This is a genomic window from Mucilaginibacter lutimaris, assembly GCF_042676625.1.
Classification (GTDB): domain Bacteria; phylum Bacteroidota; class Bacteroidia; order Sphingobacteriales; family Sphingobacteriaceae; genus Mucilaginibacter; species Mucilaginibacter lutimaris.
Genome location: NZ_JBHTIA010000012.1, coordinates 1 through 24,223, shown reverse-complemented (window position 1 = coordinate 24,223; position 24,223 = coordinate 1). Strand labels below are relative to the sequence as shown.

Annotated in this window: 16 protein-coding genes, 1 rRNA gene and 1 pseudogene; 11 read left to right on the top strand and 7 right to left on the bottom strand. The window is 44.3% G+C overall.

Translation table 11 applies throughout. The features are described from left to right. The first annotated feature begins 7 nt into the window (after positions 1–7). On the top strand, positions 8–2,890 hold the full coding sequence (locus ACFQZI_RS15050) for a ligand-binding sensor domain-containing protein (RefSeq protein WP_377143857.1): 2,883 nt from the start codon (positions 8–10) through the stop codon (positions 2,888–2,890). 139 nt (positions 2,891–3,029) lie between these two features. Here ACFQZI_RS15050 and ACFQZI_RS15045 read toward each other — a convergent pair whose 3' ends face one another. Then, a complete protein-coding gene (locus tag ACFQZI_RS15045; protein WP_377143855.1) occupies positions 3,030–3,665 on the bottom strand; it encodes a MarC family protein in 636 nt (211 codons plus the stop codon). Positions 3,666–3,801: 136 nt separating this feature from the next. Between ACFQZI_RS15045 and rhaT the strand changes: the two genes are divergently transcribed. The 6 genes and pseudogenes from rhaT to ACFQZI_RS15015 all read left to right on the top strand — a co-directional run bounded on the left by rhaT (position 3,802) and on the right by ACFQZI_RS15015 (position 14,918). Beyond that, positions 3,802–4,884: an L-rhamnose/proton symporter RhaT gene (rhaT, locus tag ACFQZI_RS15040; RefSeq protein ID WP_377143853.1), complete on the top strand. Its 1,083-nt coding sequence runs from the start codon at positions 3,802–3,804 to the stop codon at positions 4,882–4,884. A 95-nt stretch (positions 4,885–4,979) separates the two neighbouring features. After that, entirely contained in the window at positions 4,980–7,100 is a 2,121-nt protein-coding gene (locus ACFQZI_RS15035; RefSeq protein WP_377143851.1) for a bifunctional aldolase/short-chain dehydrogenase, read from the top strand. 67 nt (positions 7,101–7,167) lie between these two features. After that, positions 7,168–8,458, top strand: a pseudogene (locus ACFQZI_RS15030) (TIM barrel protein). Between the two features lie 2 nt (positions 8,459–8,460). Further along, complete coding sequence (locus ACFQZI_RS15025) at positions 8,461–9,843, top strand: FGGY-family carbohydrate kinase (protein ID WP_377143849.1); 1,383 nt, start codon at positions 8,461–8,463, stop codon at positions 9,841–9,843. Positions 9,844–9,894: 51 nt separating this feature from the next. Beyond that, positions 9,895–13,146: a glycosyl hydrolase gene (locus tag ACFQZI_RS15020; protein ID WP_377143847.1), complete on the top strand. Its 3,252-nt coding sequence runs from the start codon at positions 9,895–9,897 to the stop codon at positions 13,144–13,146. Positions 13,147–13,148: 2 nt separating this feature from the next. Beyond that, positions 13,149–14,918: an alpha-L-rhamnosidase-related protein gene (locus tag ACFQZI_RS15015; protein WP_377143845.1), complete on the top strand. Its 1,770-nt coding sequence runs from the start codon at positions 13,149–13,151 to the stop codon at positions 14,916–14,918. Here ACFQZI_RS15015 and ACFQZI_RS15010 read toward each other — a convergent pair. After that, the gene (locus ACFQZI_RS15010) at positions 14,911–15,675 is read right to left on the bottom strand and encodes a hypothetical protein (RefSeq protein ID WP_377143843.1); all 765 of its coding nucleotides are present in this window, start codon (positions 15,673–15,675) and stop codon (positions 14,911–14,913) included. The genes ACFQZI_RS15015 and ACFQZI_RS15010 overlap by 8 nt on opposite strands. A 104-nt stretch (positions 15,676–15,779) precedes the next feature. Between ACFQZI_RS15010 and budA the strand changes: the two genes are divergently transcribed. Then, positions 15,780–16,574 (top strand): acetolactate decarboxylase, encoded by a 795-nt coding sequence (gene budA / locus ACFQZI_RS15005; protein WP_377143841.1) that lies wholly within the window; start codon positions 15,780–15,782, stop codon positions 16,572–16,574. Here the strand turns inward: budA and ACFQZI_RS15000 are convergent. From ACFQZI_RS15000 to ACFQZI_RS14985, 4 genes are all read right to left on the bottom strand, one after another. Further along, the gene (locus ACFQZI_RS15000; protein WP_377144942.1) at positions 16,571–16,711 is read right to left on the bottom strand and encodes a PLDc N-terminal domain-containing protein; all 141 of its coding nucleotides are present in this window, start codon (positions 16,709–16,711) and stop codon (positions 16,571–16,573) included. The genes budA and ACFQZI_RS15000 overlap by 4 nt on opposite strands. A 157-nt stretch (positions 16,712–16,868) precedes the next feature. Continuing rightward, positions 16,869–17,666, bottom strand: a complete 798-nt coding sequence (locus tag ACFQZI_RS14995) for an ABC transporter permease (protein WP_377143839.1) — start codon at positions 17,664–17,666, stop codon at positions 16,869–16,871. Then, a complete protein-coding gene (locus ACFQZI_RS14990) occupies positions 17,663–18,568 on the bottom strand; it encodes an ABC transporter ATP-binding protein (RefSeq protein ID WP_377143837.1) in 906 nt (301 codons plus the stop codon). Before ACFQZI_RS14990 ends, ACFQZI_RS14995 begins: the two co-directional genes overlap by 4 nt. Beyond that, positions 18,562–18,765: a hypothetical protein gene (locus tag ACFQZI_RS14985; protein ID WP_377143835.1), complete on the bottom strand. Its 204-nt coding sequence runs from the start codon at positions 18,763–18,765 to the stop codon at positions 18,562–18,564. Before ACFQZI_RS14985 ends, ACFQZI_RS14990 begins: the two co-directional genes overlap by 7 nt. A gap of 221 nt (positions 18,766–18,986) precedes the next feature. On the opposite strand from ACFQZI_RS14985, the gene ACFQZI_RS14980 reads away from it, so the two are divergent. Both ACFQZI_RS14980 and ACFQZI_RS14975 read left to right on the top strand, forming a co-directional pair. Further along, positions 18,987–20,000: a sensor histidine kinase gene (locus ACFQZI_RS14980; RefSeq protein ID WP_377143833.1), complete on the top strand. Its 1,014-nt coding sequence runs from the start codon at positions 18,987–18,989 to the stop codon at positions 19,998–20,000. A 2-nt stretch (positions 20,001–20,002) separates the two neighbouring features. Next, positions 20,003–20,728 carry a LytR/AlgR family response regulator transcription factor gene (locus ACFQZI_RS14975; protein ID WP_377143831.1) on the top strand — a complete coding sequence of 242 codons (726 nt, stop codon included), beginning with the start codon at positions 20,003–20,005 and terminating at the stop codon, positions 20,726–20,728. A gap of 134 nt (positions 20,729–20,862) precedes the next feature. Here ACFQZI_RS14975 and ACFQZI_RS14970 read toward each other — a convergent pair whose 3' ends face one another. Next, positions 20,863–22,260: a methyltransferase RsmF C-terminal domain-like protein gene (locus ACFQZI_RS14970; protein ID WP_377143829.1), complete on the bottom strand. Its 1,398-nt coding sequence runs from the start codon at positions 22,258–22,260 to the stop codon at positions 20,863–20,865. Between the two features lie 698 nt (positions 22,261–22,958). Here ACFQZI_RS14970 and ACFQZI_RS14965 point away from each other — a divergent pair. Continuing rightward, positions 22,959–24,223, top strand: a 16S ribosomal RNA gene (locus ACFQZI_RS14965); the annotation flags it as partial.

The following is a 24,223-nucleotide window of genomic DNA, read 5'->3' as shown; positions in this document are numbered from 1 at the left end:
TAATGTGATGGCGCAGCGTGCCATGGCGCAGGCCTTTATTGGGCAGCGCAAAACCATTAATTACGAAAAACGGCAGTATAACGCGGGTACCCAAAACTGGAAAATACGCCAGGATGCACAGGGGCGCATGTATTTTGCCAATAACGAGGGGGTGTTGGTGTTTGATGGATCATATTGGCAGCTGTACCCGTTGCCTAATAAAACCATTGTGCGCTCTTTGGAGTTTGGTGCCGATAAAAAGCTTTACGTTGGCGGGCAGGATGAGATAGGGTACTTCGCTCCTGCCAAAAACGGGTTGCTTGTTTTCTCGTCTTTAAAAGACCTGCTCCCCAAAGCAGACCAGGCGTTTTCTGATATTTGGGATATTGCCGTTTATGGTAATGATGTATTTTTCCGCACGCACGATAAGATATTCAGGTATAGCCATAATAAAATAACGGTTTACCATTCCCGCTCGTGGTTGTTTTTAGGGACCTACGGCAATAAGTTAATAGCGCATGACGAGCAAAAGGGCCTGCTGCTATTCGCGAATGGTAACTGGGTGCCGTTTATTGATAAGCAAGAGCTGCCAAATGGGTTTTACATTACCCACATATCTCGGTTTAACACTACTACCGGGCTTGTTACTACGGCAAAAGATGGCCTGTTTTTGCTAACCGGCAATAAACTGAACTACTTTAACCTCAGTGGCGCCGGCATTGATAATCATCAGCATTTTTCGGGCGCAACCGCGTTAAACGATGGCACTTACCTGGTGGGCACCTATGTTAACGGCATTTACCAGTTTGATGGGAGTGGAAACGTTATAGAAAATATAGGTAAAAAAGAAGGCCTGCAAAATATTAACGTACGCTGCATGTATACCGATGCCAACCATAATGTATGGCTGGGGTTAGATAATGGTATAGATTATATAGCCTATAACAATGCCGTAAAACATATTAACCCGTTAATATTTAAAGATGGCGGCGGATATGGCGCGGCCTTGTTTAAAAACAATTTATACTTCGCCTTATCCAACGGTATTTATCAGCTCCCGGTTAATGGCACAAGCGACTTAAGTTATCTTAAAAACGACTTTAAAACAACCGGCGAAGGCCAAACCTGGAATATGGCCGAAGTAAGCGGCCGCCTGCTTGCCGGTAAAGATGACGGGCTTTTCGAAGTTATGGGCGACAGGCTTTCGCCTATTTATAACGCCACCGGTTTCTGGACATTCCAGGCCCTAAAAAATAAAGCCGGCGAGCCACTGATTGCAGCGGGTAATTACTATGGTGTGCGCCTGTTTGATAACAAGGGTGCCAATTTGATCGATAAAGGGAATGTAGGCAAGTATTACGAGTCGGCGAGGTTTATGCAGGTTGATAAGGATAACCTGATATGGACATCGCATCCTTACCGCGGGGTTTACAAACTCGACCCCAACACCGGCCGGATCAAAACCTACACTAAAGAACAGGGCCTGCCCTCAACACTCAATAACTTTGTTTTTAAAATAAAAGGGCAAATTGTAATTGCGACGGAAAAGGGCATATACGAATACGATCTCTCGGCAGACAGGTTTAAGCAATCGGAGCAATTCAGGAAAATTTTTGGCGATCGTAGTTTGAGATACCTTAAAGAAGATGGGGCAGGCAACATCTGGTTTGTGCAGGGTAAAAGCGTTGGCGTGGCAGATTATTCATCGGCCTCCACCATTATTAATATCCCCGAACTGAATAACCGCATACTAAGCGGTTTCGAGAATATTTACCCGGTTAATGCCAATAACGTATTTGTGGGCAGCGAGAATGGTTTTTACCACATCAATTACGCAAAGTACAAGCAAAATATCAGGCCGCTTAATGTTTACATCCGCAGGGTTAAGGCTACTTATGGTACCGATAGCCTGCTATATGGCGGCTACTTTGCCGGCGTTAGCGACGACAAGAAACAAGCTGCAGAAAATACCCCCTCGTTGGCACATACCTGGAACTCGCTCCATTTCGAATATTCATCGCCTATATTTGAGGAACAATCGAACGCCGAGTACAGTTACCTGCTGGATGGTTTCGACAAGGAATGGTCCGAGTGGTCTAAACGGCCGGATAAAGATTATACCAACCTGCCGGCAGGCAATTACACCTTTAAGGTAAAGGCACGTAACCACCAAAATAATGAGTCGGCGGTGGCGGTTTATGCCTTTGTAATTAACCCGCCATGGTACCAAACGGTTTGGGCGTACCTGCTTTACGCTGTATTAATAGCGGGTATCTTATATTACGTATATAAGATGCAGGAGCTAAGCCACATTAAAAAGCAGCAAAAGCAATTGCTTATACAGCAGCAAAAGAACGAGGAAGAGCAGAGGCAAATAGCCTACCTGCACCAACTGGAACTGGAGCGGTCTGAAAAAGAGGTAGTGAAACTGAAGAATGACAAGCTGCAATCCGAAATAGAGTTTAAAACTTCCGAACTGGCATCAGCTGCTTTAAACCTGGTGCAGAAAAAGGAGTTTATATTAAAGGTGAAGGATGAATTACAGCAGCTCCAAAAGTCGGGCCGGGACATGGTGGAGACCGCCGAGATCAAAAAGATACTGCGCCTGCTTGCCGAGGAGAACAAGGTGAACGAGGAGTGGGAACAATTCTCTATCCATTTTGATAAGGTACACTCCAACTTTTTAACTGTTATAAAAGACCGTTACCCAAGTATTAACCAACAGGAGCTAAAGCTTTGCGCCTACCTTATCATGAACTTATCCAGCAAGGAGATAGCCCAGCTGATGGCCATATCCGTACGCGGGGTGGAGATAAGCCGCTACCGCCTGCGTAAAAAACTACAGATTCCAACGGAAATGAACCTGTTTGAGTTTTTGTTTGATATACAGCGGGAGATAATGAAGGGGTAGAATATAGCTTCAACACAATAGCTTATTAAACTCTTTTTTAAATACATGGCATATATTAAGCCCTGTATCGATTGGGGACACCCTGAAATATAATTTAGTTACCCCTACAACTTAAATATCGTCTTCAATCCACTGATCCCTATCTGCAAACCACGCAAAATATCAAAAAGGCGGAGATGCGGTTTACGATATTCTCGCCGTTCTCGCCTAAGTATTGGATAATGGTTTTGGTGTTGAGGTAAAAGAAATAGATCATGGAGCACATCACCAGTATAGAGACCATGATGGCGCCGGTTGTCATGTACCAGCGGGCGCTGCCTATTTCATCGCCCTGGGCGCTTAAGGTGAACAGTACCGATATAGTGCCCGCCCCCGTTGTTGCCGGGAAGGTAATAGGATAAAACAGTTTACCTGCTATCTGGCTGAAGGCCGATACGTTTGGTTTGCCATCCAGGTCTTCGGCAGAGGTCTTTTTCTCGTCGGATGACAGGAAATCCCAGCCCATTTTACAGATCATGATACCCCCGGCAAGTTGTACAACCGGAATCGAAATACCAAATAACCTCAGGATCCATTGCCCTGCAAAAAGCGAAACGGTACAAATGAGGAGGGCATAAAATGTTATGTTCCCTACGGCTTTTCGTTTTTCGCCCCGGGTCAGGTTTTCAAAATATGGGCTCACCATAAAAGCCGAGCCTATAGGGTTAACAACCGGGAACAGGGCAATTATGCCGATAAAAACAAGGTGTATAAACGATTCGTAAAATTCGGGCATCGCGTAGCTATATATTGGTATAAAGATATACATTATGCGGTTAAAGCATAACCCATCTACAACCATACAGTATATAACAGTTATAAAATTTTGGTTAATTAGCTTAGCAAAGTTATTTACCAATTAACCTAATTTCATGCAAGCAATTTTTGGGATCTTATTCCACTTTATAGGTGGGTTTGCCTCGGGCAGCTTTTACATTCCGTATAAAAAGGTAAAAGGCTGGGCCTGGGAAAGCTTTTGGATAGTTGGTGGTATATTTTCATGGCTTATCGTTCCGCCGGTAGCCGCCTGGCTTACCATCCCCGGTTTTGCCGATATTATTAAACATACCAACGGGCAAATTTTACTGCTTACCTATTTCTTCGGGGTTCTTTGGGGCATTGGCGGCCTTACTTATGGTTTAGGCGTACGGTACCTGGGCGTTGCCTTAGGCAGTACCATCATTCTGGGCCTTTGCTCGGTATTTGGCTCTTTAATACCATCTGTTTATTACGATTTTTATCCTCAGGAGGGTAAAGATAGCATTACCACCCTGGCAACTAACCACTGGGGGCAAATGGTTTTGCTGGGTATTGCGGTTTGTGTACTGGGGATAATTATTTGCGGCTACGCCGGTATGATGAAAGAGCGCGAGCTAGGTAAAGACCAGGAGGTTGCTGTAAATAATACCGAATACAAATTTGGCCTTGGCATTTTTGTGGCCATAGTATCAGGCGTGTTAAGCGCCTGTTTTGCTTTTGGTATTGATGCCGGTAAGGTGATGGCTAACGAGGCCAATACAGCATGGAAGGCTTTGCACCCTGCAAGTGGTGAGTTCCTTTTCCAAAACAATGTTACCTATGTAGTAATACTTTGGGGCGGTCTAACCACCAATTTTATTTGGTGTATGATGTTAAATGCACGCAATAAAACCTTTGGCGATTACACCAATAAAAAAACTCCTCTTACTGCAAATTACCTCTTTTCGGCATTGGCGGGTACAACGTGGTTCCTGCAATTCTTTTTTTACGGCATGGGCGAGAGCCGCCTGGGTAATGGTGCAAGTTCGTGGATATTGCACATGGCATTCATCATTCTAATAGCTAATACCTGGGGCCTTGTACTTAAAGAGTGGAAGGGCGTTAGCAAAAAAGCATTGGTTACGGTATTCGCGGGTATTGTTACCATTATTGTTTCGGTGCTGATAGTGGGCTACGGTAATTCAATAAAACCGTAAGGCAGGTAAACACAGTGTATCACAGTTAGGCAATAAAGGTTAATTAATATTGCGGCGGTTAACCTTATTCATAAATTAAAATATAATACAAGTATATGTCTGTCAACACAACACAATTTAAACATGTAAGCTACCTTTGGGATGACGCCCGCGCCGCAGAACTGGCCGGCGACGAGGTAGCCCTGTTAATATATCGGTCTAACTTACTGGGTGCCGACCTGCGCCTTACCAATTACGGCGGCGGTAACACATCATGCAAGGTGATGGATAAAGACCCTTTAACGGGCAACGAGGCTGAAGTAATGTGGATCAAAGGGTCGGGTGGGGATATTGGTACGCTGAAAAAAAGCGGCCTTGCCGCTTTGTATGTTGACCGCCTGCGCAGCCTTAAAAATGTTTATCGCGGTATTGAGTTTGAGGATGAAATGGTAGAGCTGTTCAACCACAGTATTTTTGATCTAAACTCTAAAGCGCCATCTATAGATACACCTTTACACGGCTTTTTGCCCTTTAAACATATCGACCACCTGCACCCCGACGCGGCCATAGCCATCGCGGCAGCAAAGGATGGTAAAAAGATAACCGAAGAGTTATTTGAAGGCACCATAGGTTGGGTAGACTGGCAGCGCCCGGGTTTCGATCTGGGTTTGCAGCTTAAAGAATGTTTAGACAATAACCCGGGCATCCGTGGTATTATGCTTGGTTCGCACGGGTTATTTACCTGGGGCGATACCGCTTACGAAAGCTACGTCAATACCCTTGAGGTAATAGAAAAGTGCGCCGAATTTTTAGAGCAAAGCTACGCCAAAAACGGCAGCGTATTTGGCGGACTAAAATTAGAAAGCCTGCCGGCAGATGACCGTAAAAAACAAGCGGTTGCACTGGCACCTATACTGCGTGGTTTTTGCTCGTCAAAAACACAGATGATAGGCCATTATACCGATGATGCAAGGGTGCTTGAGTTTACCAACTCTAACGATCTGGATAGGTTAGCCCCAATGGGTACCAGTTGCCCCGATCACTTTTTGAGGACCAAGATCAGTCCGCTGGTATTAACCCTTGCGCCGGGCGAAGACCTGAGCGATGTTGCCGCCATCAAAGAAAAACTAACCCCTGCATTTGAGGAATACCGCAAAATGTACGAGGATTATTATAATACCTGCAAGCACCCTAATAGCCCTGCTATACGCGATGCGAACCCGGTGGTAATATTGTACCCTGGTGTAGGTATGTTCACCTTTGCCAAAGATAAACAAACCGCGAGGGTAGCTGCCGAATTTTATATCAACGCTATTAATGTGATGAAGGGCGCCGAGGCCATATCAGAATACACTTCTTTACCGCGACAGGAAGCTTTTGATATTGAGTACTGGTTGCTTGAAGAGGCCAAACTGCAACGTATGCCAAAACCAAAGGCATTATCCGGCCGTGTGGCATTGGTAACAGGCAGCGCTGGCGGTATAGGAAAAGCTATAGCCAAAAAATTTGCTGAGGAAGGTGCTGTTGTTATCCTTAACGACATGAATGCCGAGCGTTTAGCCGGCGCTTATGATGAATTTGTAAAGCAATTTGGTAAAGATGCGTGTGTAACCGCTACCTTAGATGTTACCAGCGAGGAGCAAATTAAGGAAGCAATGGCTACCGCCATCTTAGCTTTTGGCGGGGTAGACCTTATAGTAAACAACGCGGGTCTTTCCATCTCCAAAACCATTGGCGACCATACCGAAAAGGACTGGACCCTGCTTTATGATGTGTTGGTGAAAGGCCAGTTCTTTGTAACACAGGCAGCCGTAGCAGTAATGAAGCAACAAGCTATTGGTGGCGATATTATAAATATTGTGAGTAAAAACGCCTTGGTGAGCGGCCCTAACAACGCGGGCTACGGCAGCGCAAAGGCTGCACAATTACATCTGAGCAGATTGAATGCCGCCGAGCTTGGCCCGGATGGCATCCGTGTAAACGTAATTAACCCCGATGCAGTTATCAGCGACAGCAATATATGGGCCGGCGGATGGGCCGAAGGCCGTGCAAAAGCTTACGGCGTAACCGTTGAGGAGTTGCCTGCTTACTACGCGAAACGTACCTTACTTAATCAGGTGATACTGCCTGTAGATATTGCCAACGCGTGTTTTGCTTTAACGGGCGGCTTGTTAAGCAAATCAACAGGCAACGTTATCAACGTGGATGGGGGAGTTGCAGCGGCATTTGTAAGATAATCGCACGATAAATAAACCAATAAAAGCCGGCTAACCACCGGCTTGCCAAATTATAATAAGAGAGAAGATGCAGATAGAGCAAGCTAAATTACAGGAGCTAAACCAGGCCGATATAAAAAAGCATAAGCGCGGATTTGAGCATGTGGCCGCAAATGTAAATAACATTGATGATGTGCTGCAAAAGCTTGGCGTATTTAACATAGCCATACCAAGTTGGGCGTTGGGTACGGGCGGTACACGTTTCGGCCGTTTCAGCGGTGGTGGCGAACCACGCAGTTTAGAGGAAAAAATTGAGGATGTTGGTGTTATTCACGCCTTAAACAGATCCAGTAATTCTATCTCGCTGCATATCCCCTGGGATATTCCTGAAAATGCCGCGTCCATTAAAGAGTTAGCATCCCGGCATGGTTTGCACTTTGATGCGGTAAACTCTAATACCTTTCAGGATCAGAAAGATCAAAAGCACAGCTATAAATTTGGCTCGCTGCACCATACCAATAAAGCGGTGCGCAGGCAGGCAGTTGAACACAATATCGAAGTGCTAAAATACGGGCAGCAACTCAATTCAAAAGCTTTGTCGGTTTGGTTGTCAGATGGGTCTAACTTTCCGGGGCAGTTGAACTTCCGTAATGCTTTCCAGAATACTTTAGAGAGTTTGCAGGAGATCTATGAAGCCCTGCCCGAGGACTGGAAAGTTTGGGTAGAGTACAAACCCTACGAGCCAAACTTTTACTCCACTACCATTGGCGATTGGGGACAATCGTACCTGTTGGCGTCTAAATTAGGGCCAAAGGCAGCCACGTTGGTAGATCTTGGTCACCACTTGCAGGGCACCAATATTGAGCAGATCGTATCCCTGCTCTTGATGGAGAACAAGCTTGCCGGGTTTCATTTTAACGATTCGAAATACGGCGATGACGACCTTACTGTTGGCAGCATCAACCCGTACCAATTGTTCCTGATATTTAACGAATTAGTGGAGGGCATGGATGCCCGCGGTATGGACCACGCAACAGGTTTAGGCTGGATGATAGATGCATCGCATAACGTTAAAGACCCGATTGAAGATTTACTGCAATCGGTACAGGCTATTAAAATAGCGTATGCCCAGTCACTAATAATTGATAAGGATGCCTTAAAGGCTGCCCAAAATAACAATGATGTTGTACAGGCACAAGAAATATTGCAACAGGCCTACCGTACCGATGTTCGCCCGCTGGTAGCCGAAGCAAGCCAGCGAAACGGCGGCGCATTANAACGGCGGCGCATTAGACCCGGTGAACGCATATCGTAAGTTGAAAGTTAGAGAGAACCTGATCAGCGAACGTGGTCTAAATACTGTTGCCACCGGCCTGTAAGTATGAGCGCCATACCTGTCATAGCTGTTTTTGATGTAGGAAAAACCAACAAAAAACTTTTCCTGTTCGACCAGGATTACAAGATCGTGTTTGAGAAATCGGCACGGTTTACCGAAACGGTTGATGAGGATGGCTTTGTATGCGAAAACTTGCAAAGCCTTCGCCTATCCGTATTCGATTCTCTGAGCGAGATCTTCAGATTGAAGGAATTTAAGGTAAAGGCGGTAAATTTTTCGGCATATGGTGCAAGCTTCGTTCACTTGGATGAAAGCGGGCAGGCATTGGCTCCGTTATATAATTACCTTAAACCCTATCCCGAAGAATTAAGCAAAAGGTTTTATGCTGAATATGGCGGAGAATTAAAATTCAGTACCGAAACGGCTTCGCCAATATTGGGTAGCTTAAACTCGGGGTTGCAGTTATACCGCATAAAGCATGAGCAGCCCGGCTTATATCATCGCATAAAATACTCGCTCCATTTACCGCAATATTTAAGTTTTTTACTCTCCGGGCAATATTATTCAGATCTGACAAGCATTGGCTGCCATACCGCCATGTGGGATTTTAATAACGACCGTTACCACGAATGGATCCAGCGCGAAAGCCTTGCCCTAAAGCTTGCACCAGTTGCCGCTGCCGATAAAGCTTTACCTGCGCTGTTCCCCGGTAATAATTATAAAGTAGGCGTTGGTCTGCACGATAGTTCGGCGGCTTTGATCCCATATCTGGTGAACTTTCAGGAACCATTTATTTTGATCTCTACGGGTACCTGGTGCATCAGCCTTAATCCTTTCAATCAAACGCCGCTAACAGCAGATGAATTGGATAAAGATTGCCTGTTTTACATTCAGTATAAAGGTAAACACGTAAAGGCATCGCGGTTGTTTTCGGGGCTGGAGCATGAACAGCAGGTTAAACGTATTGCTGCGCACTTTAATCAGGATTCTATTAAATATAGGAATTTACCCTTTGATGCTGAAGTTACCGCGAAGCTAAAAAAGCAACATCCGCAGATGGCTACCGGCGTTTTTCAAAAACAATCGATGTTCGGTTCACGCGATTTATCTGCATTTATAAGTGATGTGGAGGCTTACCATCAATTGGTGCTGGATCTGGTAAACCTGCAGGTAGGATCAACCCAACTTTTATTGAACAGCACATCCGTTAAAAGGATATTTGTTGATGGTGGGTTCAGCAAGAACAGCATTTATATGCACCTGCTTGCCACGTCGTTTAAAGGAATGGAAACCTTTGCCGCATCCATGGCGCAGGCGTCGGCTGTTGGCGCCGCATTGTGCATCCATAAAGAGTGGAATAGTAAACAGGTGCCAAGCGATATTATCGAACTTAAATATTATTCGGCAAACGAATCTGTAAGCGCCTGATCTTAAATTTATAAAGCCGGGCATTTGTGGCGGCTTTTAACATTATACTTAATGACGTTAAAACACACCTGCTTTTGCTTTTTAGCGCTGTGCGTTACAGTAACTATATCAAAAGGCCAAACCACAAAGGTTGCCGCCCGCGCCCCGTATTATTCGGCAAGCTTTAAAGCTATCGAAACAGGGTTTGCCACCATACCCGATTCGGTGCAAACAAGCATCTACTGGTACTGGATCTCGGGGAATATCTCGAAAGATGGGGTTATAAAGGATTTGGAGGCCATGAAAAAGGTTGGTATCAACCGCGCTTTCATTGGCAATATTGGGTTAGATGAAGTGCCTTACGGCAAAGTAAAAATGTTCTCAGAAGAGTGGTGGGACATCCTGCATACAGCTCTTAAAGTTGCTGCCAGATTAAATATTGAGATAGGAATCTTCAACAGCCCCGGCTGGAGCCAATCCGGCGGGCCGTGGATAAAGCCGCAACAATCTATGCGCTATTTAGCCTCATCACAACTGATGGTTAAAGGTCCTTTAACGCTCAATAAAAAATTGGAAAAGCCGCAAGCGGACTTCCGGGATGTAAGGGTTATTGCCTACCCGGTTGCTGTAGATTTTAATAGCGATATTAATTCGTTGAAGCCTACGTTTAATTCATCACCAACCGTCGGTTCATTGGAAAACTTGTTCGATGGCAACGGGGATACCGGCATCAAATTAAAAAATGGTCAACCGTTTTCGCTTGATGTGAATGTGACCAAGCCGTATGAGGTAAGCAGCGTAATTATTTCAACCGCGAAACACCCTGTTTACCTCGAAGGCAATGTGCAGGCTAAAGTTAACGGCAGTTATGTTACGCTCAATCATTTTTCGATAGACCGTACCAATCCTAATTTAAATACGGGGTTTAAATCTTATGGCCCGGCTGTAATTTCTGTCCCGGCTGCATCGGCTACAAATTTCAGGATAGTATTTACTAAGGTGAGCGGAGATTCGGGTTTAACAGAAGTAACGCTATCACCGGTGCCGATGGTAGAAAAATACCTGGAGAAATCGCTTGCTAAAATGTGGCCTACTCCGCACCCTTTTTGGACGGCCTACCAGTGGCCACAGCAACCAAACGATGTTATGAAATATGCTATTGAACCGGCAAAAGTTTTGGATGTATCGAAATATATGTCGGCGGATGGGACGTTGAATTGGAAAGTCCCTGCGGGCAACTGGATAATAGAACGTACAGGAATGGCACCGACTACCGTTACCAATTCGCCTGCGCCGCCCGAAGGCCGCGGGCTTGAGGTTGATAAGATGAGTGTAGAGCACGTCGCCTCGCATTTTGATGCCTTTATGGGTCAGATCTTAAAACGTATCCCGCCCGAAGATCGTAAAACATGGAAAGTTGTAGTGGAAGATAGCTATGAAACCGGCAGCCAAAACTGGACAGATAACCTAATTGCTGAGTTTAAGCAAACTTACGATTACGACCCCGTACCCTACCTGCCAACCCTGCAAGGCAGGGTGGTGGGCAACCAGGACATGTCTGACAGGTTCTTGTGGGACCTACGCAGATTAATTGCCGACAATGTGTCTTATAAATATGTTGGCGGTTTGCGCGAGATAAGCCACAAAAATGGGCTAACCACCTGGCTGGAAAATTACGGGCACTGGGGTTTCCCGGGTGAGTTTTTACAGTACGGCGGCCAGTCGGACGAGATTGGCGGCGAGTTTTGGAGCGAGGGCGATTTGGGCGATATTGAGAACCGGGCGGCATCGTCATCGGCACATATTTATGGGAAGATAAAGGTTTCGGCAGAATCATTCACGGCGGCCGGCGCGCCGTTTGGCCGTTACCCAGCTATGTTCAAAAAGCGCGGCGACAGGTTCTTCACCGAAGGCATCAATAATACGTTGATGCATGTTTACATTTCGCAACCCGGTGATAAGGGGCCGGGCCTAACCGCGTGGTTTGGTGTGGAGTTTAACAGGCTAAACACATGGTTTTACGATATGGATGTATTGCTAAAGTATATTAAACGCTGTAATATGATGTTGCAGCAAGGGCAATACGTGGCCGATGTGGCCTATTTTATTGGTGAGGATGCCCCCAAAATGACGGGCATAACCGATCCTGAACTGCCGAAGGGTTATTCTTTCGATTATATCAATGGCGAAGTAATTAAACAAAAAGCCTTTGTGAAAGATGGTACACTTGCTTTACCAAACGGTATCAACTACAGTGTGTTGGTATTACCTAAATTAGAAACCATTCGACCGGAGTTACTGGCGAAGATCAAAGAGATGGTGCAACAGGGGTTGGTAGTACTGGGGCCTAAACCATTGCGTTCGCCAAGTTTGCAGGGTTACCCCATGGCAGACAAACAAGTGCGCGATCTGGCAGCTGAGCTTTGGGGCAATACAGACGGTATTACAAATAAGGCGCACCATTATGGCAAGGGCATGGTAATAAATGGTATGAGTTTACAGGAAGTGCTTAACCTGATAAAAGTGCAGCCCGACCTAAAGGTAACTAAAACGGACGAGGTGCTTTTCATCCATCGCAGGCTAAAGGAAGGTGAGATATATTTTATATCTAACCAAAAAGATACGCCGGTTAAATTTGATGCGGAGTTCCGCAATACGGGTAAAAGCCCCGAATTATGGAATGCGATAGACGGTAGTATACGCAAATTACCATCCTACCATCAAACAGCAACATCAACGATTGTTCCTATGCAGCTTGCACCTTTAGAGAGCGCATTTGTGATATTTCGTAATCCGTCAACAATTGGCGACAGCACCAAAGCCAACTATCCGCAGGCATTAAAAACAATAAATATCACCCAACCATGGATGGTTACTTTTGATAAGGCTATGCGTGGCCCTGCACAGCCGGTTAAATTCGAAACACTGACAGATTGGGCCAAAAGCGCGAACGATAGCATAAAGTATTATTCGGGTGTAGCCTGGTACCGCACTGCTTTTAAAACCGGTAAATTAGAAAAAGGTGCAAACTATATAATAGATTTAGGCATAGCCAAATCTGTAGCCAAAGTATTTGTGAATGGTATAGAAATGGGCGGCGCATGGACACCACCCTATACAGTAGATGTTACGAGGGCACTTAAACCGGGAGAGAATAAGGTTGAAATTAAAGTAGTAAATAATTGGGTGAACAGGTTAATTGGCGATGCCCTGATGCCGGCGGGTACGCGCCCTACATCTGTACTGTTTGGTCCCGATCCTAAGGGCGAACTGCAACCATCTGGGTTATTGGGGCCTGTAAAAATTGATGTGATCAGATATTAAGGATGAACAAACTAAAAACTATAATAACGCTGCTTGCAGCAATAGTGTTTAAAAGTGCATCTGCACAGTTGCCTCCTGTTTTTGCGGGTGCGCATTTAAAGGATGTACAAAAAGAAGAAACAGTAAGGCGGTATTTATCGCCGGTTAGGATTTTATGGCAAAGCACTAAGGATGCTGCAAGTATTAATAATGCGGAACGGCTATTAAAACCGGGCGACGGACAGGCCAACCTGTCGGGTAAGGACCTTTGTATTCTTCGTAATAGCAATAAAGTTAAGGCCGGGATATTACTTGATTTTGGCCGCGAATTGCATGGCGGGTTACAGTTGGTAACTGATCAATCTCGCGGGGGGAAGCCGGTAAGGGTGCGCATCCGTTTTGGTGAATCGGCAAGTGAGGCCATGAGCAATATTGATACGGTTAAAGGTGCAACCAACGACCACGCCATGCGCGATTTTGAGATTGCCCTCCCGTGGCTGGGTAAACTGGAGGTTGGTAATACCGGCTTTAGATTTGTAAGAATAGATTTGCTGGACGATAACGCCGAGTTAAAATTAAAAGAGGCGCGGGCTATATTCGTTTTTAGGGATATCCCGTATTTAGGGTCATTTAAAAGCAGCGATACCTTACTGAACAAGATTTGGATGACAGGCGCTTATACGGTACACCTTAACATGCAGGATTATTTATGGGATGGCATTAAACGCGACCGCCTGGTTTGGGTGGGCGATATGCACCCCGAAACATCAACTATTGCCGCGGTTTTTGGCAATAGCAATGTAGTGCCTAAAAGCCTTGACCTGGCAAGGGATATTACCCCCCTGCCCGAGTATATGAACGGCATGATCTCTTACTCGATGTGGTGGGTACTTATCCATCATGACTGGTATATGCACAATGGCAACCTTAATTATTTAAAGCAGCAGCAAACCTATTTAATTGCGCTTTTAAACCAATACATCAAACAAATTGATGCCAATAACAGCGAGGATCTTAAAAATGGGCAACGCTTTTTAGACTGGCCATCAAGCACCGATGCTAAAGCTATACACGCGGGTTTGCAGGGCATGCTTGCCATGACCTTAACCGCGGGTGCCGATCTGGCAACCGTTTTACACGACCCAGTTACTGCTGCAAAATGTAAAGCGGCCGTTGCCCGGTTAAAAAAGAATGTACCCGATCCGGGTAAATCCAAACAGGCCGCGGCGCTGCTTTCATTATCGGGCCTGATGCCGCCCGCGAGGGCAAACGCGGTATTGTCTGACAGGGGCGTGCACAATTATTCAACCTTTTTTGGTTATTACATGCTGCTTGCCAAAGCAAAGGCAGGCGACTATAAGGGGGCGATAGATGCGATACGCGACTATTGGGGGCCAATGCTTACGTTAGGCGCTACCACTTTTTGGGAAGACTTTGATATAGACTGGTTGTCCAATGCATCGCGTATTGATGAACTGGTGCCCGATGGCAAGAAGGACATACATGGCGATTACGGCGCATTTTGCTACAAAGGGTTTAGGCATAGCCTTAGCCATGGCTGGGCATCTGGCCCAACGCCTTGGTTAACACAATATGTGTTAGGTGTAAATGTAATGGCCCCCGGTTGCAAAGTATTAAAAATTGAACCCCACCTTGGCGACCTGAAGTTTGTGGAAGGTACGTTCCCCACTCCTTTAGGTATCGTAAAAATAAAAAATACCAGGCTTGCTAGCGGGAAGGTTAATATTGCTGTGCAGGCACCAAAGGGCATTGCCATTATAAAGGTCAATTAATATTACTTGTTTTTAGTTCATTAGCCAGGTCTTCAATTTTATCGGTCGATAAAATATCGGCGTGCAACTGCATGAGTTTGTGCCAGCCCCCGGGGTTATCGGGCGCTGCCCAAAAGCGTATTTTTTTACCCGCGGCATGCACCGCATTGATGACCGACCTAAGCCTGCGTTCTTCCACAACAGGCAGATCGCCCTGGCCGTTCCATGCAGAATAATTTTCGAAATTAAGGCTCACCTGCGCAACCCGTTTCCATTCATTGGCGGTGTGCGGCAATTGCAGGTCGTCGTCAAACGTAATGTACAATGGGTAATTTTTATACTCGGCAGGTGTAGGCCTATTACCTGTTATAATAATTCTTAACGGGTTATGATCGTTATTTTTTATCAGATGTTTTAATGGTTTTAGTTCTTTCAATAACTCTGTAAGAATGGATGCGTAAGAGCCTTTTACGTCTATCACCAAATTCAACGGTCTTGGGTGGGCATTGAGTTCTTTGAGTATAGGCTGCAGGTATAACTGCACTAAAGTGCGCGGCTGCTTTGATACAAGTGTGTCGTGTGCTACCAGTAATTTGCCATCGCGTAAATGCACATCGGCTTCAATTGCACCTGCACCGGCGTTAAACGCCTGGTAAAAAGCATTCGGGCGCGAATAATCATTATGGGAATGGATATTGGCCGGGGTATATTTTTGCTGAGCATACACCGGGTTAAATAAAATTACCAGCGCCAGGAATAAATATATTTGTTTTAGCATAGCCATGTTTAATTACCCAAATTAAGTAAATAATGTTAGCAGGGCATTAAATTAAAAACCGGGGTAGTTTAGTTATATTAGCCCCAATTACTTAATCCGACACAATGACATTTCGCAACACATACGCCTTATTGGTGGTGCTGTACCTATTGGTAAACGGTAATGCATTGGCACAAACTAAAGATAATACCCTATATACAGCAGGCCATGCCAGCGCCTTTATTGGCGGTTTATATGATGCCTTTTGCTCATACAATAAGGTGTTAAAGCATGGCGATTTTGGTTTGGGTGCGCCCGATAAGCTCGACGGTGAAGTACTGATCTTGGATGGTAAGATCTATCAGACACAAGCTACAGGTAAAACATTTATAGTTAAACCAACCGAACTTACACCCTTTGCGGTAGTTAATTTTTTTAAGGCAGATAAAGTGACTAAGCCGAATGTTAGCCTTACAAAGGATAAATTATATGCTTATCTGGATAGCGCATTGGTTAACAAGAATGGTATTTACGCTATAAAAATAACAGGCACATTCAGATCTGTTAAAACGCGTGCGTTCCCGCCGGTTAAAAATAAGCCTTACCAGCCACTTGCCGATATGCTGCCGCTACAACATTTTTTTACTTTTGAGAATGTGAAGGGAACTCTAGTAGGGTATCGTATCCCGGCATTTATGGACGGCCCAAACATTACCGGTTACCACTTTCATTTTTTAAGTGATGATAAAAAAGCGGGCGGCCACATTATTGACTTACTGGCTGATGAAATAACCATTGAGGTAGACCAACTGGACGGATTTAAGGTAGACATCCCCCAAACCAATGATTTTAATAATTTCGATTTCAGTAAAGACCGCCGCGACGAGGTGAAACGGGTAGAGAATGGTAAAAAAGATTAAACCCGGGAGTTCCTGCCGATAGTTAGATAAAGTACAGAACCGATGAATGGGGCGAATAGTATCAATAACACCCATATCAGCTTAGTTACCGAATCGCTAAAGGTTGAGCGGACAGCATCTATCAGGCTGAAAGTTATTAATGCGAAGTAAGCTAATATTACAAATAATGATCAGTTCCAATGTTCCCAGTCCGTTCATATGGCGTGAAGTTTAATAGATAGTGCTTGAACTTAAAGATACGAAATTGAAATTAGATAAATGCAATCACAAATTTCCGACTGTAATCTCTAACCTCTATTTTACACTTTTCTTCTGCACAATAAAGTACCCGGTAATAAATACTATTACACAAATAACAAGGCTTACATAAACGTCATTGGTAAACATATCTATTTCAATATCGCGTGCAGGGCCTTTGTTATGCTTAACCATTCCCGTTATAGCAACCATTGGGTGGGCATATGGGAACAGGTAGCTATATTCCCAATTTTTTGAGGCTACGGTAACACCAACAATGGTAGCTACAAAGCCAAGGCCCATTGGCTTTAAAAAATCGGCCCATAAAAGGCTTAGTAAAAATTGTATGGCAAGAATGCCTAATGATGAAAGGAATAACTTAAAGTACACCTGCATCAATTGTATCTCCATATGGTAGGCGCTAAACTTTAGCTCGGGTTTTATAGCACCCAGTAAATTACCAAAGCCTATAGTAAATAAGGCGAACAAGGCCAGGCATAAAAACACCAGGAATACAGCGTAAAAGAATTTTGCCCCATAAACCGACCAGCGCGATATGGGCAGGCTAAACAGCGTTTTCCAGGTATCAGACCGGTGCTCCACATTATTTACAGAGTATGCTATAAATATGGTGTACATAGGTAAAAGTAATGTGCCCATTACACCCAGGCCAACCATGGTAAACTGGATCCATAAACCCATTGGCGGGGTGCTTACAAACTTGTCGCTTTTTGTATAAAATATGGTAAAGGCCAGCAAGCTTATTAATAAAGGTAACAGCACGGCGCTCCAAAAGCCCAGCGTTTTGCGGCTCTTATAAAATTCGGACTGGAACGATAGTAAAAATCCTTTCATATTAAATTGCTTGTGGTAGTAATATCTAAAAATAATCTCTCCAGGTCCTTATGTTGTTTGTTGATGCCATATACGGTTACGCCATTTTGCACAAGCAAGCTATTTATTTCGCCTATTTGCTGCTTAGATATAAATGGCACGTAAAGGTGGTCCTGTCCAACTTCTGTTACGATAAAGTTATTGCGTGTTAAAAGATTGGCCGCGTCAACGGTATTATCTGTTTCTATACTGATGAGTGGCTGGCTAATGTTTTGCAGATCGCCAATAGTTCCCTGGAACATCAGCTGGCCGTTATTGATTATGCCTACATGAGTGGCCATTTTCTCAATTTCGGCAAGTAGGTGGCTTGATATAAAAACGGTTTTACCGGTGGCAACAAGGCGTACAAGTAATTCACGTATCTCGATGATACCGTTAGGATCAAGCCCGTTGGTGGGTTCATCTAATATCAGAAGTTTGGGGTCGTTAAGTAATGCAAGGGCAATACCCAGGCGTTGTTTCATACCAAGTGAGTACTGGCCGGCCTTTTTATCGGCAGCGTTGGTTAGCTGCACCAGCTTCAGCATTTCATCAACCTTTGCATCGCTTACTTGTAAAAGCATTGCGCGGTTCATCAGGTTCTCGCGGCCGGTAAGGTGCAGGTATATGGCAGGCTGTTCTATTAATGACCCTATTTGTTTTAAAATTTCGATGCGGTTGCTTTGCAGCTCCAGCCCAAAAACACGAATGCTGCCCTGGCCCGTTTTTAACAGGTTAAGCAGCATTTTTATGGTAGTGGTTTTACCGGCGCCATTCGGCCCTAAAAACCCGTAGATACTCCCTGCCGGAACTTGCAGGGAAAGCGATTTAACAACTTGCTGGTTGCCGAAGCTAAATGATAAGCCTTCTGTTTGGATTACCATAATTTTTCGGTAGCAATTGAGGCAACGGTTTTAACTACGGTTACACCTTTTATAAATAGTGATGTAGCATGCACTGCAGAGTTGTTGGCAGTAAATTGTTTCTGTTCAAACTGGTAGCTTACGCCCATTATTATGGCAAAAACTACGGGGGCCAGTAATAAAATAAATGGATTTGAGTTTGAAACTAACTTTTTCATTGTGTGTGTGATTTTGATAGAACAAAGGAATATCAAATTATCAAGCCCCAAAAATCATTTAGACCAACAGGCAGCATTTGTAGATGAACGGTTAAAAAGCCGGTTTAACGGGTTCGTCGGTTTATTTTGCCCGTTCATCGAAACAACCGGTTGCTATATATAATTGCACAGGTAAATCCGCTTATAAATATTACTTTAGGTGCTGTTAAATACAATTGCAAATGAAGAGAAGCTGGCAGATTTTCTGGCACGTAATTATCTGGCTTGGCCTTATCGCGTTTTTTGCTTCTATAGCAAGATTCAGCGGTAAAATGAATATACGGGCCGTGCTAATTGTGTTTGTGCTTTATGGTATTATCAACATCAGCGTATTTTACCTTAACTACCTTGTGCTTATCCCCCGGTTTTTAGATAAGAAAAAGTACAAGTACTTCGCCTTAAGTATTGTTGCTATATTGATAGGTTTTGGCCTTATTAAATATGGTTTTGGCGCCATCTTTAAAAGTGAAATACTAATGCGTGTAAAAGGGAAGGAAACGGAGTTTCTGCGCTATTTTGTCAATACACTTTTTATCACCACCATCTTCCTGTTTTTAAGTACGGTACTTAAGTTTACGGTAGATTGGTTCCTGAACGAACGTGTACAGCGCGACCTGGAAAACCAGCGTTTAACTGCCGAGCTGTCCTTTCTTAAATCGCAGATAAACCCCCATTTCCTTTTCAACTCGTTAAATAGCATTTATTCACTGGCCTACCAAAAATCAGACACCACGCCCGAGGCTATTCTGAAGCTATCGGAGATCATGCGCTACATGCTTTATGAGTGTAATGATAATAAAGTAGAACTTGGTAAAGAACTGCAGTACCTGCAAAACTACATCGACCTGCAAAAGATAAGGTTTGGTAATAAAGCGTTCATCAATTTTGAGGTAACGGGTGAGGTAACCACTCAGCTCATTGTGCCGTTACTGCTTATCTCTTTTATAGAAAATGCGTTTAAGCATGGCGTGGCAAATGATGAGTTATCGCCAATTGTTTTAAAAATAACCTTGGATGACGGACTTTTGAACTTTTTTATTCAAAACAAAAAGCACGCACATAACCGCGATTCATCCGGCGGGATAGGGCTTGCAAATGTTCGCCGCAGGCTTGATTTGTTGTACCCCAGTAAATATAATTTAGATATTCGCGACGAAGCGGATACATACACTTGTCAATTATCCTTAGTTTTATAGCCATGATACGCTGCCTTGTTGTTGATGATGAGCCTTTGGCGCTTAATATACTTGAAGATTACATCTCCAAAATGCCTGCACTACAGTTGGTAAAAGCAACTACTAACCCTATCGAGGCGCTCACTATGGTGCAAGATGGCGGCATAGACCTGGTTTTTTTAGATGTGCAAATGCCCGAATTAACCGGCATACAGTTCCTGCGCATAGCCAACGGCAAAGCAAAAGTGATACTTACAACAGCATACCCTCAATACGCGCTTGAAGGATATGAGCTCGACGTGGTAGACTATTTATTAAAGCCAATCGCTTTCGACAGGTTTTTTAAAGCGGTACAAAAAGCGCAGGGCATTATACAGCCATCAGTAAAACCTGCCCCCGCTGCCGAGCTGGTTAAGCAGGACGATTTTATGAGCGACTTCATCTTCGTAAAAACTGAGCATAAAATTCAAAAGGTTTACCTGCACGATATTTTATTTATAGAAGGCCTTAAAGATTACGTATCCATCTTTACCCCTGCCGAGCGTATCATCACTCTGCAAGGCATGAAGAAAATGGAAGACGCCCTGCCTCCCAAACACTTTATCCGTGTGCATAAATCATATATTGTATCTATTAATAAGATAGATAGTATTGAGCGTAGCCGTATATTCATTGGCGATAAAGTGATTCCCGTGGGCGATACTTACAGGGATGAGTTTTTTAAGATTGTAGACGGGAAGAATATCTAACCAGTTAGCACCCCATCATGTCATTTCGAACGACAGAGAGAAATCCTGTTAGAAATGCATTAGTAGCAAACTTTGCTTGAAAAACAAGATTTCTCGTCGCTACGCTTCCCTCGAAATGACAGGATGTTTGAAGGTTAATCCAGCTGTTGGCTCATTATCCTTATCTCTTTCGGATAATAATTATTGATACGGTTAGGCAGCAATTTCGCCCATCCTAAAGCCAATCCTTCATAGGTCATCAAACTCCAGCCTTTACCGGTAGTTTCCAAATCAATATTATCGCGGCGCAAATATTGGATAGCCTGTGCTTTGGTTAGTTCTGTAGATAAAACAGCATCCTTATTTATAATAAGGCTTACGGCCAGTTCATGGTCCGGGATCAAGTCATTCCCCGCCAGCTTACCTATCCTCACGCCCGATTTCTTAATATATAGATGCCGGTGCAAAATATTCAGGCTCTCTTTATGCTCGCGGCTTATGGCCAGCCAGTCGTCATTCACTTTAAAAAAGTAAAAGCTCTCGGCATTATTAATGTAGCTCTTTACAATATCCATTTCCTTAGCCGGTAGTTTTTGCTGCCCATTATTTTTATAATTGGACAGGCCGCCGCTGCTTTCCTTTTTACGCAGGCAGGCTGCAAACAAACCTTCGCCTTTAACCTTACCCGGGTAAAAGCGGTAACCCCATGCTTTTTTTAAAGGTGATTCGGTCTCTACAATTCCCCACTCCTTATATATAGGTATCCGTACGGTTTCTAAACCAAATTCGGTGCAAAGCCAATCCAGTATATCCTCGTTCTCCTGGTGCGAATAACTACACGTACTATATATAAGGTATCCGTCTTCTTTCAATGCCGGATAAATAGCAGCAAGGATGCGCTCCTGGCGCTGGTGGCAAAGGTTAACGTTGCCCTCGCTCCATTCATTCATGGCCGCCGGGTCTTTACGGAACATGCCCGAGCCAGAGCATGGCGCATCAACCAGTACCACATCAAAAAAACTATGTATGGCGTTAAAGTCCTTTGGGTCGTTATTGGTAACTATGGTGTTTGATGTTCCCCAGCGGTTTAGGTTATCACTTAATATAGGTACCCGCGTTTTGATGATCTCGTTTGCAACCAGCAGGTCGCTACTGTTTAGGGCCGAATTTAGCAGGGTGGTTTTGCCGCCCGGCGCCGCGCAAAGGTCCAATACCTTAATAGCGTCATTTTTATTTGGGCGGATTGTATTTAAAATATGGCCAATAAACATGGATGATGCCTCCTGTACATAATACGCTCCCGCGTGAAATAGCGGGTCGAAGGTAAATGACGGGCGTTCTTTTAAATAAAAACCTTGGTTACACCAGGGCACCTGCGAGTCGGTTTTTAATTCTGATTGCTTAAACGGGTTGATTCGGATAGATGTTGGGGCCGGTTCTGACAGATGCGCATCAACAAAATTTTGCAGATCAAAGCCCGGTTCATCATTCAAATCATCTAAAAAAAGCGGCGGGAAGTTGAAATTTTCCATATCTAAATCAAACTTACGCATTTTTTTATGGCCATAAATAATGCCTTCCTGACGCATATTGGCATATTAATGGCCTAGATCCACCAGAGCCCATATAACGCGTGTGTTAATTTGGCGTTAATTTACAGTGAGTTATATAATTGTTTTAATTATTTTTAAATAATGCTTGTAAGGGTAGGGGTTTTCTGCTTACATTTGTGGCCGCTCAAATAAAAAGGGCGTTGTTTTTTGAAGTTTAGCGAATAATAAAAGGATAAAAAAAAGTGAATTTTTCACTTGCCAAATCAAAACATTATTTGCACCTTTGCAGCCCGCAACAACAAAAGGAATTGCGGGTGTTAAATTGAAAAACAGCGAAGAAAAAATAGTTCAAAAAAAGTGAAAATAACACTTGACACGAATTAAAAATAATCGCATCTTTGCAGCCGCTTCTACAACGAAGCAAAGCATTGAAAAACACAGAAATCGCAATGATTTCTGAATTGAAAAAATGAAAGTTTAGTGTCGCATTGACCGAAAACATATAGGAAGTCTGAGACAGACGACCGCAAAAGTTCTTAAAAGAGATAGAGAATAAATTATGCAGCGTAACAGCAACACAGCGATGTGTTGACAGTTATTAAAGCGAGACTTAAGGGATGGGATAATGTAAGAGAATATTTTTTTTACAGATTTCTATTGATTGAGTTAATAGGGTCTGGATTTGAACAACACATTATACAATGGAGAGTTTGATCCTGGCTCAGGATGAACGCTAGCGGCAGGCCTAATACATGCAAGTCGAACGGGATTTGGGAGCTTGCTTCCAATGAGAGTGGCGCACGGGTGCGTAACACGTATGTAACCTACCTTGATCTGGGGGATAGCCTCTCGAAAGAGAGATTAACACCGCATAACATTATTGTATAGCATTATATAATAATCAAATATTTATAGGATCAAGATGGGCATGCGGAACATTAGCTAGTTGGTAAGGTAACGGCTTACCAAGGCTACGATGTTTAGGGGATCTGAGAGGATGACCCCCCACACTGGTACTGAGACACGGACCAGACTCCTACGGGAGGCAGCAGTAAGGAATATTGGTCAATGGGCGCAAGCCTGAACCAGCCATGCCGCGTGCAGGAAGACGGCCCTACGGGTTGTAAACTGCTTTTGTACCGGAATAAACCTTTGTATGTATACGAAGCTGAATGTACGGTAAGAATAAGGATCGGCTAACTCCGTGCCAGCAGCCGCGGTAATACGGAGGATCCAAGCGTTATCCGGATTTATTGGGTTTAAAGGGTGCGTAGGCGGCCTATTAAGTCAGGGGTGAAAGACGGTAGCTTAACTATCGCAGTGCCTTTGATACTGATGGGCTTGAATACACTTGAGGTAGGCGGAATGTGACAAGTAGCGGTGAAATGCATAGATATGTCACAGAACACCAATTGCGAAGGCAGCTTACTAAAGTGTCATTGACGCTGAGGCACGAAAGCGTGGGGATCAAACAGGATTAGATACCCTGGTAGTCCACGCCCTAAACGATGAATACTCGATGTTGGCGATATACGGTCAGCGTCTAAGCGAAAGCGTTAAGTATTCCACCTGGGGAGTACGCCCGCAAGGGTGAAACTCAAAGGAATTGACGGGGGCCCGCACAAGCGGAGGAGCATGTGGTTTAATTCGATGATACGCGAGGAACCTTACCCGGGCTTGAAAGTTAGTGAATGAGACAGAGACGTCTCAGTCCTTCGGGACACGAAACTAGGTGCTGCATGGCTGTCGTCAGCTCGTGCCGTGAGGTGTTGGGTTAAGTCCCGCAACGAGCGCAACCCCTGTGAATAGTTGCCAGCACGTAATGGTGGGGACTCTATTCAGACTGCCTATGCAAATAGAGAGGAAGGAGGGGACGACGTCAAGTCATCATGGCCCTTACGTCCGGGGCTACACACGTGCTACAATGGATGGTACAGCGGGCAGCTACCTGGCAACAGGATGC